Origin of the sequence: Streptomyces sp. SM10 (assembly GCF_002910915.1) — a bacterium.
GTDB lineage: Bacteria > Actinomycetota > Actinomycetes > Streptomycetales > Streptomycetaceae > Streptomyces.
On record NZ_NEUF01000048.1, the window covers coordinates 127,383 to 143,116 of the forward strand.

Below are 15,734 nucleotides of genomic sequence, written 5' to 3' on the forward strand. Positions count from 1 at the left end.
CCGCCGTCGGCGGACGGTCCTCGGGATGTGCCTGGCCGACAGCGGTAGGGCGCTCGGCCTGCCCGGCTTCGTGGGCGCAGGACGGGTGTGCGGCATGATGAGCCCGTGGACTTCGAGCCGTACCGAGGTGGGTCGGTGGCGCTCTGCTACCGGATGCTGGGTTCGTTCCACGAGGCCGAGGATCTGTGGGAGACGCCGGTGCGGCCATGGACGAGCTGCACGCCCAGCACTCGCCCTGTCCGCAGCATGGTCAAGGACGGGCGTGCGGGCACCGGCCGTCGCGCTCGCACCCCCGCCGGCCCGCGGCCTCTCGACGGGCGGTCCGCCGCCGGCCCCCGTCGGGGAGTCACAGACGAATGATGACCAGCGCCGTGTCGTCGGTGCTGCCCGCGGGAGGGAGGAGGTCCGACAGGAGTGCGTCGGCCAGCGCCTCGGGGCCCGAGCGCCCGTGGCGGACGAGGGCCGTGGAGAGGCGGGCCAGACCGACGTCGATGTCCTCGCGACGGCGCTCGATCAGACCGTCGGTGTACAGCACCAGGGTGGCGCCCTCGACGAAGGACACCGTTGCCTCAGGGCGGCGGACGTGCTCGGGGCGGGCGCCCAGCGGCGGGTCGGTCGCCTGGTCGAGGAAGGTCACGGTGCCGTCGGGGGCGAGCAGCGCGGGGGGCGGGTGGCCCGCGCTGCTGTACACGACGGTGTGGGCGGCCCAGTCGATGTAGGTCTTCACCGCGGTGGTCGACTCGGCACCGTCCACGTGGCGGGCGTAGAGACCGAGGGCCTCCAGCGCACGGGCCGGGCCTTCGGCGACACGGGCGGCCGCGCTCAAGGCACTGCGCAGCTGTCCCATGACGCACGCCGCCTTCAGGCCGTGACCGACGACGTCGCCGACGGCGACCGCGATGCGGTCACCGGGCAGGTCGACCAGGTCGTACCAGTCACCGCACACGTTCAGCGTGCCCACGGCGGGCTGGTAGCGGACCGCTGCCCGGTGGTGTCCGACCGGCGTGGGAGCGGGAAGCATCGCCGCCTGCAGGGCCAGGGCGACCTCGCGGTCGCGCGCGTGGGCCCGGCGCAGACGTTCGTTGATCTGCTGAAGCTCCCGGGCGCGGGTGTAGAGCTCGGCTTCCAGCACGCGGGCCCGGTCGTCGTTGTCCGGACCGCCGCGGGCGCGGGCCTGGATGAGCTCGGTGACCTCCTCGACCCGGTGCACGACCAGCAGCACGTTTCCGTCCGGGCCGACCACAGGTGCGTTGACGGGGCTCCAGTAGTGCTCCACCCAGTGGCCGGGCCGGTCCCGGTCCTCGATGTCGTAGCGCACCAGCGCCATGGTGTCGCGCTCCCCTTCGGCCACCACCCGCAGCATCGACTCCCGGGTCTCCCGCATTCCGGCCGCGGCCGGATCGTTCGGGTTCTCGGGGAACACGTCGAAGATGTACTGCCCCAGCAACTGCTCACGGCTCCGGCCGGCCAGACGGAGGAAGTCCTCGTTCGCGTCGGCGTACACCAGGTCGGGGGTGAGGAGGGCCACCATGCCGGGGAGGGCGCGGAAGACCGCCGCGTAGTCGATCTGCGGTTCCCTCATCTGCTGTCCGCCTCGGTGCCGACCCGTACTGTGAGGTTCCACTCTAGGAGGAGCCGGGCCGCCGGGCGCGGGAACGAACTGCCGCGGCCTCGGGGAATCGCCTGGCCCACCTCGCGGCGGGGAGCGGGACCACGGGGGCGAGGAGCCGAGGACAGCCCGGCAGGACCGCTCTCTCCCGCTCCGGGCGCGGGGCCGGCCCCGCGGCGCGGCGTTTCCGGCGGAGCGTGCCGCCGTCCGGGGCAGTCGCCTCCGCCGCAGCGCACTTCCGGGGGATGTCTGTCTGCCTGCCTGCGGCGACCTCGCTCCTCGGCGTGATGCCCACGGGGCTCATGGCCGGAATGTCCGCGGCCGGCCGGTCGGCCACGTGCGGTCGCCGAGGACCGGCGGTCGAGGAAGGGCCCTCACCAAGGCCCGCCGCCCCGCCCCTGCCTCAGGAGGCGCGGCTCGGGTCGGCGGACCCCGGTCACCCCGGGCTCCCTGCCGACCGCCTTCGGACCGGCGCCGGGCGAACTACGCCCCCGCGCTCGCCGTCCTGTCGACCACCGCGACCGGTCTGTACGCGAGGGCACCTCGTCCACCGACGGCAGCGGGCGCGTCCTGCACGGCTCCGCCGGACTGGACGGCGGCCGTCGACCACCACGCCGGAGCCGCTCTCCGTCCACGGCCTCGTGTCGGACTCCGGTGGCACCGGGGCGGTCGTCACCACCACGGGGTGGCCGACGCCTCCTGGACCGAAGCCGGCCTCACCTGGAACACCCGGCCCGCTCTCGGTCCGTCAGGCGCGGACGCCACCGCCACCGCCGTGCCGTCGTGGCTGACCTTCGACGTCACCGCCCAGGTCACGGATGCGCCCCAGGTTCACGATCGGGCTGGGCCAGAGCGCGCCGGGACTGGCCGTCGTCCTCAACTCGCCTGAGAACAAGGCATTCCTCCCGGTGCTGGCGGTGACGCTCGACGGACCGGGGGGCGCGGCCCGGCACGGAGCGCTGCCGACCGGGTCGGGTCTCAGTCGGTGGCCCGATGGGTGGCGGGGGAAGGGGTGGGCAGCGGGGCCTGGGCGGCGCGCGTGACGTCGCCGACCAGCTCGACCACATCGGGCCCGTAGGCCTGGGAGTTGACCACCTTCAGGAGCAGGACGAAGGATCCGCCGCGGTGCTTGCGCTGCAGCTTCTCGTAGTTGCGCATGAGGTAGCGCGAGGCCGCCTGGTTGGTGATGGCGCGCTGGCCGCAGAGCAGGAAGACCGGGCGCGCGTCCTGGCCGCCCGTCAGCCTGGCGAGCAGGACGTGCTCGGCCGCGCCCGGCTCCAGGCGGTAGCGCTCCGAGCCCACCTGGAAGGCGGCGCGGTCGGGGCCCGGTTCGGACCCGGTGTTGATCTTCACACCCGGCAGCAGCTGCTGCAGGTGCGCGGCCATGCGCCGGTTGGACCCCGGGCCGCCGACACAGAACTCCGTACGTTCGCCGAACCCCTGTTGGGTGGTGTCGTGGGACACGATCTGCGCATGTGCCGCGCAGTCCTTGATGAGTGCCGAGAGTTCGAGCAGGGCGAAGACGTCGTTGCGGTGGACCGCACCGTCGCCGCCGGCGTCGCGGTTGACGACGAGCAGGCACTCGGAGTTCCCGGGCAGCCCGAAGAAGGCCTGCTTGCGGTGGAGCTTGCGCCGCCAGAGGTACGTACGGGCGATCCAGCCGAGGGCGGCGCTGATTCCGGCGGCTATGAGACCGAGCGCGATGTTGCGTACGTCGTCATTCATGAGCGGGGATAGTAGCGGTCCGTTCGGACACCTGGCCGAGGCGGTCCTGACGATACGGCCGGCGCGGGGCTACCCTGCGCGGACGATCCCTCACAGGAGGTACGGATGCGTCGTTCCGTCGGCCGGAATGTGTCGTTCCTAAGCGTGATCGCCGTCATCGGCTCGCTCGGTGCCGCGGCCCCCGCGGCCTCGGCGCCGCCGGCCGCGCCACCGCCCAAGTCACCGGTGGCGGTGGGATACGGCGGAGCCGTGTCGAGCGTGGACGCGGACGCCTCGGCCGCCGGGATCGAGGTGCTCCGCAAGGGGGGCAACGCCGTCGACGCCGCCGTCGCCACCGCCGCCGCGCTGGGAGTCACCGAGCCCTACTCGGCGGGCATCGGAGGCGGCGGTTACTTCGTCCACTACGACGCCCGGACAGGGCGCGTCGAGACCGTCGACGGCCGCGAGACCGCCCCGCGCAGCGCGGACTCCTCGCTCTTCCTGGAGAACGGGCAGCCGATCCCCTTCGCCGACGCCGTCACCAGCGGGCTGGGGGTCGGAACCCCCGGCACGCCCGCCACCTGGGAGAAGGCGCTCGACGCGTGGGGCAGTAAGCCGCTCGGGCGGCTGCTCGAACCGGCCGAACGGCTGGCCCGCGACGGGTTCGTCGTGGACGAGACCTTCCGCTCCCAGACCGCGGCGAACCAGGCCCGGTTCGCCGACTTCCCGGCGACCGCCGAACTCTTCCTGCCCGGCGGGCAGTTGCCGGTGACCGGGTCGGTGTTCAAGAACCCCGACCTCGCCCGTACGTACAAGGCGCTCGGCCGGAAGGGCGTCGACGAGCTGTACCGGGGCGACCTGGCCCGGGACATCGTGTCGACGGTCCGGAAGCCGCCCGTGGACCCGGCGGCGAACCGTGCGGTGCGCCCGGGGGACCTGACGGCCGCGGACCTCAAGGCCTACCGCGCACTCCGCCAGGACCCGACGAGAATCGGCTACCGGGGCCTCGACGTGTACGGCATCGCTCCTTCCTCGTCCGGGGGCACGAGCGTGGGGGAGGCCCTCAACATCCTGGAGTCGACCGACCTTTCGAAGGCGAGTGGGACGCGGTACCTGCACCGCCTCATCGAGGCGAGCAGGATCGCGTTCGCGGACCGGGGTCGCTGGGTCGGCGACCCAGCGGCGGAGGACGTCCCGACGCGGGAGCTGCTCAGCCAGCGCTTCGCCGACTCCCGCGAGTGCCTCATCAAGGACGACGCGGTCCTCACCAGCCCGCTCGCGCCCGGCGATCCGCGGCATCCCGCCCGCTGCGCCGCCGGGGGCACGGCCGCCCCGACCACGTACGAGGGGGAGAACACGACGCACCTGACCACGGCCGACAAGTGGGGCAACGTCGTCGCCTACACCCTGACGATCGAGTCGACGGGTGGCAGTGGCATCACCGTGCCGGGGCGCGGATTCCTGCTCAACAACGAGCTGACCGACTTCTCCTTCGCGCCGGCGAACCCGGCGGTCCACGACCCGAATCTGCCCGGCCCGGCCAAGAGGCCTCGGTCGTCCATCTCGCCGACCGTCGTGCTGGAGCACGGGAGGCCCCTCCTGGCACTCGGGTCGCCGGGCGGCGCCACCATCATCACCACCGTCCTGCAGTCGCTGACCGGGCATCTGGACCGGGGGCTGCCCCTCGTCGAGGCGATCGCCGCGCCGCGTGCCAGCCAGCGCAACTCGGCCACGACCGAGATCGAGCCGGGGCTGTGGGACAGCCCGGTGCGCGGGGAGCTGGAGTCGCTCGGACACGTGTTCAAGCTGAACCCGGAGATCGGGGCCGCCACGGGCATCCAGCGGCTGCCCGACGGGCGCTGGCTCGCGGCCGCGGAAAAGGTGCGGCGCGGTGGGGGCTCGGCCATGGTGGTGCATCCGAGCGGCCGTTCGTGACGGTTCGCCGCATGCCAGGGCCTCGGGGCCGGTACGACGCTTCCGCGCGTCGTACCGGCCCCGAGGCCGTGAAGCGGCCGGGCCCGCGGTCCGGGCCGCATCGGCAAGGGAGGGCCCGCCAGGGCCCTCCGTGTCCAGTGAAAGGCATCTCCCACGGTGCGTAAGCGCATGCCGGCCCTCGCCGCGGTCTCGTCCGCGGTCGTCCTCGCCGCCCCGGCCCTCCCCGCGTCGGCCGAATCCTCCGCCGGGAGTGCCGGCGAAGGCACGGTCGGTGCCGCCGAACTCCTGGCGCAGGTGAAGATCTGCGACCGGATCTCCCACGGGATGTACCGGACGGACCAGGGCACACCGGCGAACATCCCCGTGTGCGGGACGAAGGAAGCCGTGTTCTGGAAGGCGGACATGGACATCGACTGCGACGGGAGGAGTACCACCGTCTGCAACAGGAAGACGGACCCGTCCTTCCAGTCCCAGACCGCCTTCCAGACGTCGGGCGGCAGACCCCTGGACTCCAGCAGGCTGCCGTACATCGTCGTGCCCGGCCCCGGGCCCCTGTGGAAGTACTCCGAGTCCGGCATCAAGCCGGGCGGAGTTGCCGCGGTGGTCCACGACGGCAAGGTCGTCTACGCGGTGGTCGGGGACACCGGCCCCACCGGGATCATCGGAGAGGCGTCCTACGCGACGGCGCGGGCGCTCGGCATCGACCCCGACCCGAAGACCGGGGGCACGGCGTCCGGTGTCACGTACATCCTGTTCCGGAATTCCAGGGTGTCGCCCATCGAGGACCACGCGGCCGCCGTCGCTGAGGGTGAGTCGCTCGCCCGGGAGTTCGTCGGGGGGAGCTGACGGCGAGGGCTCCCGCCGGAGCGCGGCCGGCATCCGTGCCCGTCGTCGATGACGGGCACGGATGCCGGCCGCCCGGCCGCCGTCACCCGTTCGGAGGATCCCCTCGTGCGGGCCCCGGGGGCCCGGGACAGGAACGGGGGACCTGCCGCTCGGGGCGTGGGCCGAGTAGGGTCACGCCCGTGACTCTCCAGGATTTCGCCCGCAGTGAGTACGTCAGCCTGACCACGTACCGGAAGGACGGCACTCCAGTCGCCACCCCCGTCTGGGCCGCGGAGGACGGCGGCGTGCTGTACGTCTGGACCCGGTCGGACTCGTGGAAGGTGAAGCGGCTGCGCAACGACAGCCGGGTGCGGGTCACGGTCTGCGACGTCCGTGGCCGGATCGCCGACGGCGCGCCGAGCGCCGAGGGAACGGCCCGCATCCTCGACCGTGACGGAACCGCCGCGGTGCGCAAGGTACTCGCCCGCAAGTACACCTGGAAGTTCTGGCTCGTGGACTGGCCCGCCATGGTTGCGCGGCTCGGCAAGCGGCCCCACACGGGAATCGCCGTCACCCTCTGACGGGGCGCGCCCGCCGCGCCCGCGCTCCGGCCGCACCCTTCCGGAAAAGCGTGCGTAGCGCTTCTGTAACACGCCTGCGGTCGAATGCCCGCGGACTGGAATGGTCCAGTCCCGGGCGACCGGTGAGGGCGACAGTGACAGTGCATCAGCATGCGGCGGAAGTACGGGCGTTCGCACAGTACCTGCGAGCTCTGGCTGCCCTGCTCGATCCCGGGCAGGGCTGGTACGGGGTGTTCCGGGTCCGCGACCCCGAAGGCATGCGCGCCTGTTTCGACGGCGCCGAGGTACCTCCCTGGGACGTCGTCGAGTCGCTGCTCCAGGACCTCGCCGCGTTGCGTGGCACCGCGTTCGCCGCACAGGAGTCCGTCCAGGCCGCCGCGCTGTGCGCCGCCTCTGCGGCCGCGCACGACAGGCGCCCGGGCGGGCGGCAGGCACTCGTCGACCGGCTGGGCGTGATGCTTCAGGAGCAGTCGTACGCGGCCCGGCGGATGCGGGCCGCCGGCGCGGACGGGACGGGTGCGGCGGACGGGGAGACGGAGGCGATGGCCTGGGCGCGGGACGACCACGTCCGCGCCACGGCACGCTGCGTGGAGCTCCGCCACCGCTTGGCGGCCGTCGAACGGACGGTGCCGGACAGCTGGTTCCGGGAGCAGGGCCACGAGGACGAGCCGGACCCAGGTGGCCGTCCGTCCGTCCCCGGCCCCCGCCGCGCCGAGGAGCCCACGGCCCCGTGGGCGCGCCCCGGTCCACGGGCGGAGGCGGAGCCGGTCACGGTCAAGAAGCGCAGGAAGTCGGGCGGGGCGCGCTTCGCCGGCCTGGAGATCGAGGACGACGCACAGGCCGAACCCGTGCCCTCGGAGGGGCCCGTGCTCCCGGCTCCCGCGCCCGCCGCCTTACCGCGCGGCGCACGCTTCGGCGGGTCCCGCGTCGACGAGGGGGCCCCGCGGTTCCCGCAGGCCGCCGAGGCCGACCCCGCCGCACGCCGGGCGGCCGAGGACACCGTCGCGCTGCTCGTACGGCTCCGCGCGGAGAGCCGCACCGGTGAGGCACACGTGGTGCTCTGCGAAGCGGCCGGCCGGCCCGCGGGGCATCTGCCCGTACTCGCCGTGGCTCTTCACCAGGCGGGGCTGGCCGCCGACTGGGCGACACTGCTGTGGGAGGTGTCCTCCCTGCCTCCGGCCGAACTCGCCGCCGCCGCAGGGGCCCTGGCGGCCGCGGGCCGCGCCGAGGACTGCGGGCAACTGCTCCGACAGGGGGTGGCCCGGCCCGCCGGCGAGATCGCCGACGCCGTCGTCGCCCTCGACCGGGCCGGACTCGAGCCGGAGGCCCGGGCGCTGCTGGGCGCGTTCGTCCGCGTACGGACCCCCCAGGACGCGGCGCGCATCGCCGAGGGCGGGCCGCGTCACCTCGTGCCCCAACTGCTGGCTGCGGCGCGGGAGGTGTCCGCGGCGCGGGAGTGGGATCTGGTCCACGCGCTCCGGGTGGCCGGCATCGCAGCCCCGTAGAGGCGGGGCGTACGGCGCCGGCCCGGCCGGGGCGCGCGGCGCCGGTCAGATGCCCAGGAGCCCCCCGAGCAGTCCTCCGACCAGGTCCCCGAGGGGATGGCCGCTCGCGGCGGTGTCCTCGGGCTCGGTGGCCGGTGCGTCGTCGTCGCTGTCCGCCGGAGTCTCGTTCCCGGCCCCGTTCCCGGATCCGTCTCCTGTCCCGGCGCCGCTCTCCGCCCCGGTGTCCGGCGCGGTCGAGGGCTTTGTGGCTGACGCCGCGTCGTCCCCGGCGTCCTGCACGGCCGGACCGGGTGCGACGGGCTCCGCGGCCTTGGGGGGAGCCGCGGTGTGTCCCGTCTCCACGACGGGGATGTCCGAGGGGCCGGAGGACGCCCGGAGGGACTGGGGGGTGACGGCCTCGGCGCTCCGGGACGGCACGGCCGCCCCGGAGGTTGCGGGCACCGCCGTTCCGTCGGCCGCTTCGCCGGCCGGTTTCTGGCCTCCGTCCGGTGCCGGACTGGCTGCCCCCTCGCGTTCCAGGCCCATCGCCCTGGGCAGTTGGAGGAAGGGGGCACTGGAGTCGCTCCCGATCAGGGTGGCGACCAGGGTCGTGGCGTAGCAGGCGCAGCAGAGCGCCGCGATGGTGCCGGCCCGGCGCCAGGTACGGCTGCGTCGTCCGGTCATGTCGACGAAGACGGGCCCCGTGGACGGGGCCGGTCCACGGGGCGCCGGCCGGCCGGCGAACGTGGCCGGTGCCTTGCCGGGCGGTGGCGCGTCGGCCGTGTTCCCCGGCTCCGTGCCCGCTGGCCGCTTCGCCCCCGGGCGTCCGGCAGGCCCGTCCTCGTCGGCCCTTCCTCCGCCCCGCACCTCCTGGCGGTCCCGTACGTCGTTCGCTGGTGCACTGGCTATGCCCACGTGTATCTCCACCTGTGTCGGCCTGTCGGACCGTATGCCCGCAGGGCCCATCCGCTGCCGGGGCCACGCCACTCCTGTGCCGAAGAGGTCCGGCAACCGTGCCGGACCGATCCCCCCACCCCTACAACCGGTTCGGAACCGAAGGCCTCGAGGATTGGTCCGATCGGCTGGTGAACCGAACAACTGCCAACCGTGACCGCGGGTAACGGGCATCGCGGAACCCTGTGCCTCCCCCGAGCGGCTGCGGTTCACGTCGGTCACTCTTGCGGACGCCCGGGTGGCGAGGGTGTCCGTCACATGAACCGCAGTTGAGGGGAGGTGACTTGGCGCAGTCGCGGGGGTGGCCTCAGTACGGCGAGCCGTCCACCGTGCGCCCGGCCGCGGAGCGGCCGCCCTCGATGTCCTGCCAGCGGTCCCCGTACGCGTTCCGGGTGATCTCCCGCTCGCGCAGGAAGTCGTGCGGGAACCCGAGCGGGACGGCGCTCACCGCGTCCACCCGCTCGACCGCCCCGGCGTCCAGCCGGGTGCCCAGGCATGCGAGATTGTCCGAGAGCCGGCTCTCCGTGGAGGCGCCGATGATCGGGACGATGGTGCCGGGCCGCCCGCGCAGCCACGCCAGTGCCACCGGGGCCGGCGTCCAGCCGCCCTGTCCGGCGATCTCCACGACGGCCCGGACGGTCTCCTGCTCGCGGCCCACGTCTCGTCCTGTCCGCCGGGGGCCTGTCCGTGAGGCCCCTGCCCGTGAGCCGGCCACGGGCGAGCGGGCTCCAGGCGAAGACGGCCTGTCCGAAGGCGTTGGCCTGCGGGCGGAGTTCACGCTCGGGCGTCCGTTCGAGCAGGCTGTAGCGGAGTTGCGAGCCCGCGAAGGCCGTCCAGCCGCGCAGCTCCGCACGGGTGTTGGCCCGGGCGATCTCCCAGGCGGGCCAGTCGGAGACGCCGACGTAGAGGATCTTTCCCGCGCGTACGAGATCGTCGAGTGCGCGCATCACCTCTTCGACCGGCGTGAAGTTGTCCCGCGCGTGGACCCGCAGCACGTCCAGCCGGTCGGTGCGCAGCCGGCCCAGGCTCTCCTCCACCGACCGCACGAGGTTCTTGCGGTGGTTTCCGGCCGAGTTGACATCCCCGTCGGCAGTCGCGCAGGTGTACTTGCTGGCCAGCACGAGCCCTTCCCTGCGGCGTCCGAGCAGCTCGCCGAGGACCGTTTCCGAGGAGCCGGCGCCGCGGACGTCGGCCGTGTCGATGAAGTTGCCGCCCGCCTCCAGGTAGCTGTCGACGATGTGCCCGCTGACCCTCCTCACGGCCTCCGGATCCTTCTCGTGGCCACCCAGGGTCATGGCTCCCAGGGCCGGCTCGCTGACCCGCAGACCGGTCCGGCCGAACAGTGTGAAACGCATGGGTGTCCCCCTCGGGTCGGTGTTACCCGGAGGCCGGGGGCTGGAGCGGACTCCAGGACAAGAGCGTCACGGCCGTGCGCGCAGCCCGGTGGGCGTGCCGGCCTTCCTGGTGGGTGTGGACCGCTCGGGTACGAAACATGATCGACTCCGCCGGTTCACGGCGATGGTCTTGCCCCGGTGTGTGACGGGGCTTACGTTCTCCTCCTATGCACCGTGTCTACGGGCGTAGAGAACGTAGAGGCTCTCTGACGCCGCGTCGAAGGAGCAGCTCATGTCCCACGTCGTACGTGCCGCACTCGTCCAGGCGACCTGGACCGGCGACACCGAATCCATGATCGCCAAGCACGAGGAGCACGCGCGCGAGGCAGCCCGCCTGGGCGCGAAGATCATCGGGTTCCAGGAGGTGTTCAACGCCCCCTACTTCTGTCAGGTCCAAGAACCCGAGCACTACCGCTGGGCCGAACCCGTCCCCGACGGGCCGACCGTCCGGCGCATGCAGGATCTGGCCCGGGAGACGGGCATGGTGATCGTCGTGCCGGTCTTCGAGCTGGAGCAGTCCGGCTTCTACTACAACACCGCAGCGGTGATCGACTCCGACGGTTCGTACCTCGGGAAGTACCGCAAGCACCACATCCCGCAGGTCAAGGGCTTCTGGGAGAAGTACTACTTCAAGCCCGGCAACGCCGGCTGGCCGGTCTTCGACACCGCCGTCGGCAAGGTCGGCGTCTACATCTGCTATGACCGGCACTTCCCCGAGGGCTGGCGTCAACTCGGACTCAACGGTGCACAGTTGGTCTACAACCCGTCCGCCACCTCGCGGGGCCTCTCCAGCTATCTGTGGCAGCTGGAACAGCCCGCGTCGGCGGTCGCCAACGAGTACTTCATCGCCGCGATCAACCGCGTCGGCCAGGAGGAGTACGGCGACAACGACTTCTACGGGACGAGCTACTTCGTCGACCCGCGCGGGCAGTTCGTGGGGGAGGTCGCGAGCGACAAGGAGGAGGAACTCCTGGTCCGTGACCTCGATTTCGGCCTGATCGAGGAGGTCCGGCAGCAGTGGGCCTTCTACCGGGACCGTCGGCCGGACGCGTACGACGGGCTGGTGGAGCCGTGACCGGACTGCACGAACGGCACCTGGCGGTCAGCCCCACATGGCTGGCGCTCTACTACCGGCAGCCCCTGGAACTCACCCACGGCGAGGGCCGCCACGTCTGGGACGCGGACGGCAACCGCTACCTCGACTTCTTCGGCGGCATCCTCACCACGATGACCGCGCACGCCCTGCCCGAGGTGACCAAGGCGGTCTCCGAGCAGGCGGGCCGGATCATCCACTCCTCGACCCTCTACCTCAACCGCCCGATGGTCGAACTCGCCGAGCGGGTGGCGGCGCTCTCCGGCATCCCGGACGCCCGGGTCTTCTTCACCACCTCGGGCACCGAGGCCAACGACACCGCGCTCCTCCTCGCCACCGCCCACCGGGGGTCGAACCAGATCCTGGCGATGCGCAACAGCTACCACGGCAGGTCCTTCTCGGCGGTTTCGATCACGGGCAACAGGTCCTGGTCGACCACGAGTCTGTCGCCGCTGCAGACGCTGTACGTCCACGGCGGTGTCCGCGGCCGGGGACCGTACGCCGAGCTGAGCGACGAACAGTTCGTCAAGGCCTGTGTCGCCGACCTCGAGGACCTGCTCGGGCACACCAGGGGTGCCGCGGCCCTGATCGCCGAACCCATTCAGGGCGTCGGCGGTTTCACCGCACCGCCCGACGGGCTGTACGCGGCCTTCCGCGAGGTCCTCGACCGGCACGGCATCCTCTGGATCTCCGACGAGGTGCAGACCGGATGGGGGCGTACGGGCGACCACTTCTGGGGCTGGCAGGCACACGCGTCGAACGGGCCGCCGGACATCCTCACCTTCGCCAAGGGCATCGGCAACGGCATGTCCATCGGCGGGGTGGTCGCCCGCGCCGAGGTCATGAACTCCCTGGACGCGAACTCCATCTCGACGTTCGGCGGATCCCCCGTCACCATGGCCGCCGGGCTCGCCAACCTCTCGTACCTGCTGGAGCACGACCTCCAGGGCAACGCCCGCCGGGTCGGCGGTCTGCTCATCGAGCGGCTGCGGGCGGTGGGTGCGGGCTCCCCGGCCGTACGGGAGGTACGCGGCCGAGGGCTCATGATCGGCATCGAGCTGGTCAAGCCCGGCAGTGACGAGGCCGACCCGGAGGCCGCGGCGGCCGTGCTCGAAGCGGCCCGTGAGGGCGGGCTGCTCATCGGTAAGGGCGGCGGCCACGACACCAGCGTCCTGCGGATCGCGCCACCCCTGTCGCTCACCGTCGCCGAGGCCGAGGAAGGCGCGGAGATCCTGGCCGAGGCGCTGCGGGCGGCCGGGTGACATCTCCGCGCGGCGGCCGGACATCGAGCCGTCGCACCCCGCGCTGACGTTCCCGTTCTCCCCGCCCGGGCGGTTCCCCCGGGAGGTTCTTCCGCCGGAGGTCTCCCCCGGGCGGGGGAGCGGGATCCCTCGGGCGGGGGAAGAAAACGGGCGGCCCCGTGCCGGAAGCTGGACTCCTCACCGAGGGGGAGCGCGGAGGGCCTCACACGAGCCAAGGAACGTCTTCACCGGTGGTCACCACCGGTATCGCCACAGCGAGGAGGGGTACATGAGCCGCACCGTCATCCACGGCGGCCTCGTCATCACCGCGTCGGACGAGATCCACGCCGACGTGCTCATCGAGGGCGGACGCGTGGCCGCCCTGGCCGCCCACGGCACCGACGCCGCGGCGGGCTGGAGTGCCGACCGGAGGATCGACGCCACCGGCAAGTACGTCATTCCGGGCGGGGTCGACGCGCACACGCACATGGAGATGCCGTTCGGCGGGACCTACGCCGCCGACACCTTCGAGACCGGGACCCGGGCCGCGGCCTGGGGTGGCACCACGACGATCGTCGACTTCGCCATCCAGACCATGGGCCGCTCCCTGCGCGAAGGGCTCGACGCCTGGCACAAGAAGGCCGAGGGCAACTGCGCCATCGACTACGGCTTCCACATGATCCTCTCGGACGTGAACGAGTCCTCGCTCAAGGAGATGGACCGCCTGGTGGCGGAGGGCATCACCTCGTTCAAGCTCTTCATGGCCTACCCGGGCGTCTTCTACAGCGACGACGGCCGCATCCTCCGCGCCATGCAGCGGGCCTCCGGCAACGGCGGTCTGATCATGATGCACGCGGAGAACGGCATCGCCATCGACGTCCTGGTCGAGCAGGCGCTCGCCGAGGGGCGTACCGATCCGCGTTACCACGGCGATGTGCGCAAGGTGGCCCTGGAGGCCGAGGCGACGCACCGCGCCATCCAGCTCGCCAGGGTCGCGGGTTCGCCGCTCTACGTCGTGCACGTCTCCGCCGACGAGGCCGTTGCCGAGATCGCCGCCGCCCGTCACAAGGGGCTGCCGGTGTTCGGCGAGACCTGCCCGCAGTACCTCTTCCTCTCCACGGACAACCTCGCCGAGCCGGACTTCGAAGGGGCGAAGTACGTCTGTTCGACCCCGCTGCGTCCTCGGGAACACCAGGAGGCGCTGTGGCGAGGGCTGCGCGCCAACGAACTTCAGGTCGTCTCCACCGACCACTGCCCCTTCTGCTTCTCCGGCCAGAAGGAGATGGGACGCGGCGACTTCTCGAAGATCCCCAACGGGCTGCCGGGCGTGGAGCATCGCATGGACCTGCTGCACCAGGCAGTCGTCGACGGGCACATCTCGCGGCGCCGCTGGATCGAGATCGCCTGCGCGACGCCGGCCCGCATGTTCGGCCTGTACCCGAGGAAGGGCACGATCGCGCCCGGATCCGACGCCGACATCGTCATCTACGACCCGCAGGCCGTCCAGACCCTGTCCTCGGAGACCCACCACATGGACGTCGACTACTCCGCGTACGAAGGGAAGACGGTCACCGGGCAGGCCGAGACGGTCCTCTCGCGCGGCAAGCCCGTCATCCAAGGGCGGACGTACGTCGGCCACGCGGGACACGGGACCTTCACGCCCAGATCCACCTGTCAGTACCTCGACTGAACGGCCCCCCACCCCGCCCGCGCGCGCATCGCACCCGGAGGCCACGGCGGAGCGGACACCCGACCCCAGGATTCGGCATGAGGCATGAGGCATGAGCCATGAGGGATGCGGCATGAGGCATGAGGCATGAGGGATGCGGCATGAGGGATGCGGCATGAGCGTTCGGGCCGGGGCCAGCCCGGCCCGCGGTGGCCCGTGCGGCGGGCCCTACTCCTTCACGAAAGCCAGGAGGTCCGGGTTGATGACCTCCGGGTGCGTCGAGAGCATGCCGTGGGGGTAGCCCTCGTAGCTCTTCAGCCTGCCGTTCGGCAGCAGCTTCGCGGACAGGGGGCCCGCGTCCTCGTAGGGCACGACCTGGTCGTCGGTGCCGTGGGCGACCAGGACCGGCACCTCGATCTTCTTGAGGTCCTCGGTGAAGTCGGTCTCCGAGAAGGCCTTGATGCACTCGTAGTGTGCGTTGGCCGCACCGCGCATGCCCTGCCTCCACCAGTTGTCGATCAGCCCCTGGGACACCTCGGCGCCGGGGCGGTTGAACCCGTAGAACGGTCCCGAGGCCACCTCGATGTAGAACTGCGCGCGGTTGGCGGCGAGGGAGGCGCGGAAGCCGTCGAAGACCTCGATCGGCAGGCCGCCCGGGTTCGACGCGGACTTCACCATGACCGGGGGGACCGCGCTGACGAGCACGGCCTTCGCCACCCGCCCCTGCTCGGCCCGGGCGACGTACCTGGCCACCTCGCCACCACCGGTGGAATGGCCGATGTGCACGGCGCCCCGCAGGTCGAGCGCTTCGGTCACGGCCGCCACGTCGGCGGCGTAGGTGTCCATGTCGTGCCCCGTGGCGCTCTGACTCGAGCGCCCGTGCCCCCGCCTGTCATGGGCCACGACGCGGTAGCCCTGGGCGAGGAAGAACAGCATCTGGTTGTCCCAGTCGTCGGCGCTGAGCGGCCAGCCGTGGTGGAACACGACCGGCTGCGCGTCGCGCGGGCCCCAGTCCTTGTAGTAGATGCTCGTGCCGTCGACGGTGGTGACCGTGCCCATGTCGATCCTTCCGCTGGAGTCGCTGCTGTGGGGAGGGAAACGTGCGGGAATGCGTCGGCCGCGCGGGCGCAGGACCGCCACGGACGGATGAGCCCGGATACGCGACTGAACTCCACAAACGATACCTTCCTGGGGCAAACCCCTCACTCTGAATCCGTCTCGGGCCAGGGGACGGGCAGGCCCCCG

At 72.2% G+C, this 15,734-nt stretch carries 12 protein-coding genes and 1 pseudogene; 7 read left to right on the plus strand and 6 right to left on the minus strand.

Features of this window, described 5'->3' with window-relative positions:
• Positions 1–346 precede the first annotated feature (346 nt).
• Together B9S57_RS05705 and B9S57_RS05710 are read right to left on the minus strand one after the other, a co-directional pair.
• The gene (locus B9S57_RS05705) at positions 347–1,582 is read right to left on the minus strand and encodes a PP2C family protein-serine/threonine phosphatase (protein ID WP_103514420.1); all 1,236 of its coding nucleotides are present in this window, start codon (positions 1,580–1,582) and stop codon (positions 347–349) included.
• A 1,005-nt stretch (positions 1,583–2,587) separates the two neighbouring features.
• Positions 2,588–3,334 (minus strand): hypothetical protein, encoded by a 747-nt coding sequence (locus B9S57_RS05710; RefSeq protein ID WP_103514421.1) that lies wholly within the window; start codon positions 3,332–3,334, stop codon positions 2,588–2,590.
• Between the two features lie 105 nt (positions 3,335–3,439).
• Between B9S57_RS05710 and ggt the strand changes: the two genes are divergently transcribed.
• The 4 genes from ggt to B9S57_RS05730 all read left to right on the plus strand — a co-directional run bounded on the left by ggt (position 3,440) and on the right by B9S57_RS05730 (position 8,159).
• A complete protein-coding gene (gene ggt, locus B9S57_RS05715; RefSeq protein WP_103514422.1) occupies positions 3,440–5,248 on the plus strand; it encodes a gamma-glutamyltransferase in 1,809 nt (602 codons plus the stop codon).
• Between the two features lie 156 nt (positions 5,249–5,404).
• Positions 5,405–6,094, plus strand: a complete 690-nt coding sequence (locus tag B9S57_RS05720) for a glycoside hydrolase family 75 protein (protein WP_374935913.1) — start codon at positions 5,405–5,407, stop codon at positions 6,092–6,094.
• 179 nt (positions 6,095–6,273) lie between these two features.
• Complete coding sequence (locus B9S57_RS05725) at positions 6,274–6,654, plus strand: PPOX class F420-dependent oxidoreductase (protein WP_103514424.1); 381 nt, start codon at positions 6,274–6,276, stop codon at positions 6,652–6,654.
• A 134-nt stretch (positions 6,655–6,788) separates the two neighbouring features.
• On the plus strand, positions 6,789–8,159 hold the full coding sequence (locus tag B9S57_RS05730; RefSeq protein WP_181011242.1) for a hypothetical protein: 1,371 nt from the start codon (positions 6,789–6,791) through the stop codon (positions 8,157–8,159).
• 45 nt (positions 8,160–8,204) lie between these two features.
• Here B9S57_RS05730 and B9S57_RS05735 read toward each other — a convergent pair whose 3' ends face one another.
• The 3 genes and pseudogenes from B9S57_RS05735 to B9S57_RS35200 form a co-directional block, all read right to left on the minus strand.
• The gene (locus B9S57_RS05735) at positions 8,205–9,053 is read right to left on the minus strand and encodes a hypothetical protein (RefSeq protein ID WP_146057716.1); all 849 of its coding nucleotides are present in this window, start codon (positions 9,051–9,053) and stop codon (positions 8,205–8,207) included.
• Positions 9,054–9,399: 346 nt separating this feature from the next.
• The gene (locus B9S57_RS35195) at positions 9,400–9,750 is read right to left on the minus strand and encodes an aldo/keto reductase (RefSeq protein WP_258036237.1); all 351 of its coding nucleotides are present in this window, start codon (positions 9,748–9,750) and stop codon (positions 9,400–9,402) included.
• Between the two features lie 58 nt (positions 9,751–9,808).
• Positions 9,809–10,447 (minus strand): annotated as a pseudogene (locus B9S57_RS35200) (aldo/keto reductase); the annotation flags it as partial.
• 271 nt (positions 10,448–10,718) lie between these two features.
• Here B9S57_RS35200 and B9S57_RS05745 point away from each other — a divergent pair.
• From B9S57_RS05745 to hydA, 3 genes are all read left to right on the plus strand, one after another.
• Positions 10,719–11,561, plus strand: coding sequence for a nitrilase-related carbon-nitrogen hydrolase (locus B9S57_RS05745; RefSeq protein WP_103514426.1), 843 nt, complete (start codon positions 10,719–10,721; stop codon positions 11,559–11,561).
• Positions 11,558–12,841 (plus strand): aspartate aminotransferase family protein, encoded by a 1,284-nt coding sequence (locus B9S57_RS05750; protein WP_103514427.1) that lies wholly within the window; start codon positions 11,558–11,560, stop codon positions 12,839–12,841. Before B9S57_RS05745 ends, B9S57_RS05750 begins: the two co-directional genes overlap by 4 nt.
• A gap of 268 nt (positions 12,842–13,109) precedes the next feature.
• Positions 13,110–14,510, plus strand: coding sequence for a dihydropyrimidinase (gene hydA / locus B9S57_RS05755; RefSeq protein WP_103514428.1), 1,401 nt, complete (start codon positions 13,110–13,112; stop codon positions 14,508–14,510).
• A 207-nt stretch (positions 14,511–14,717) separates the two neighbouring features.
• Here hydA and B9S57_RS05760 read toward each other — a convergent pair whose 3' ends face one another.
• The gene (locus B9S57_RS05760) at positions 14,718–15,548 is read right to left on the minus strand and encodes an alpha/beta fold hydrolase (RefSeq protein WP_103514429.1); all 831 of its coding nucleotides are present in this window, start codon (positions 15,546–15,548) and stop codon (positions 14,718–14,720) included.
• Positions 15,549–15,734 lie beyond the last annotated feature (186 nt).

What these genes read in the sequence shown, in the direction of transcription:
- B9S57_RS05705 (WP_103514420.1), bottom strand. Translation starts at nt 1,582, where the DNA reads ATGAGGGAACCGCAGATCGACTACGCGGCGGTCTTCCGCGCCCTCCCC.
- B9S57_RS05710 (WP_103514421.1), bottom strand. Translation starts at nt 3,334, where the DNA reads ATGAATGACGACGTACGCAACATCGCGCTCGGTCTCATAGCCGCCGGA.
- ggt (WP_103514422.1), top strand. Translation starts at nt 3,440, where the DNA reads ATGCGTCGTTCCGTCGGCCGGAATGTGTCGTTCCTAAGCGTGATCGCC.
- B9S57_RS05745 (WP_103514426.1), top strand. Translation starts at nt 10,719, where the DNA reads ATGTCCCACGTCGTACGTGCCGCACTCGTCCAGGCGACCTGGACCGGC.
- hydA (WP_103514428.1), top strand. Translation starts at nt 13,110, where the DNA reads ATGAGCCGCACCGTCATCCACGGCGGCCTCGTCATCACCGCGTCGGAC.
- B9S57_RS05760 (WP_103514429.1), bottom strand. Translation starts at nt 15,548, where the DNA reads ATGGGCACGGTCACCACCGTCGACGGCACGAGCATCTACTACAAGGAC.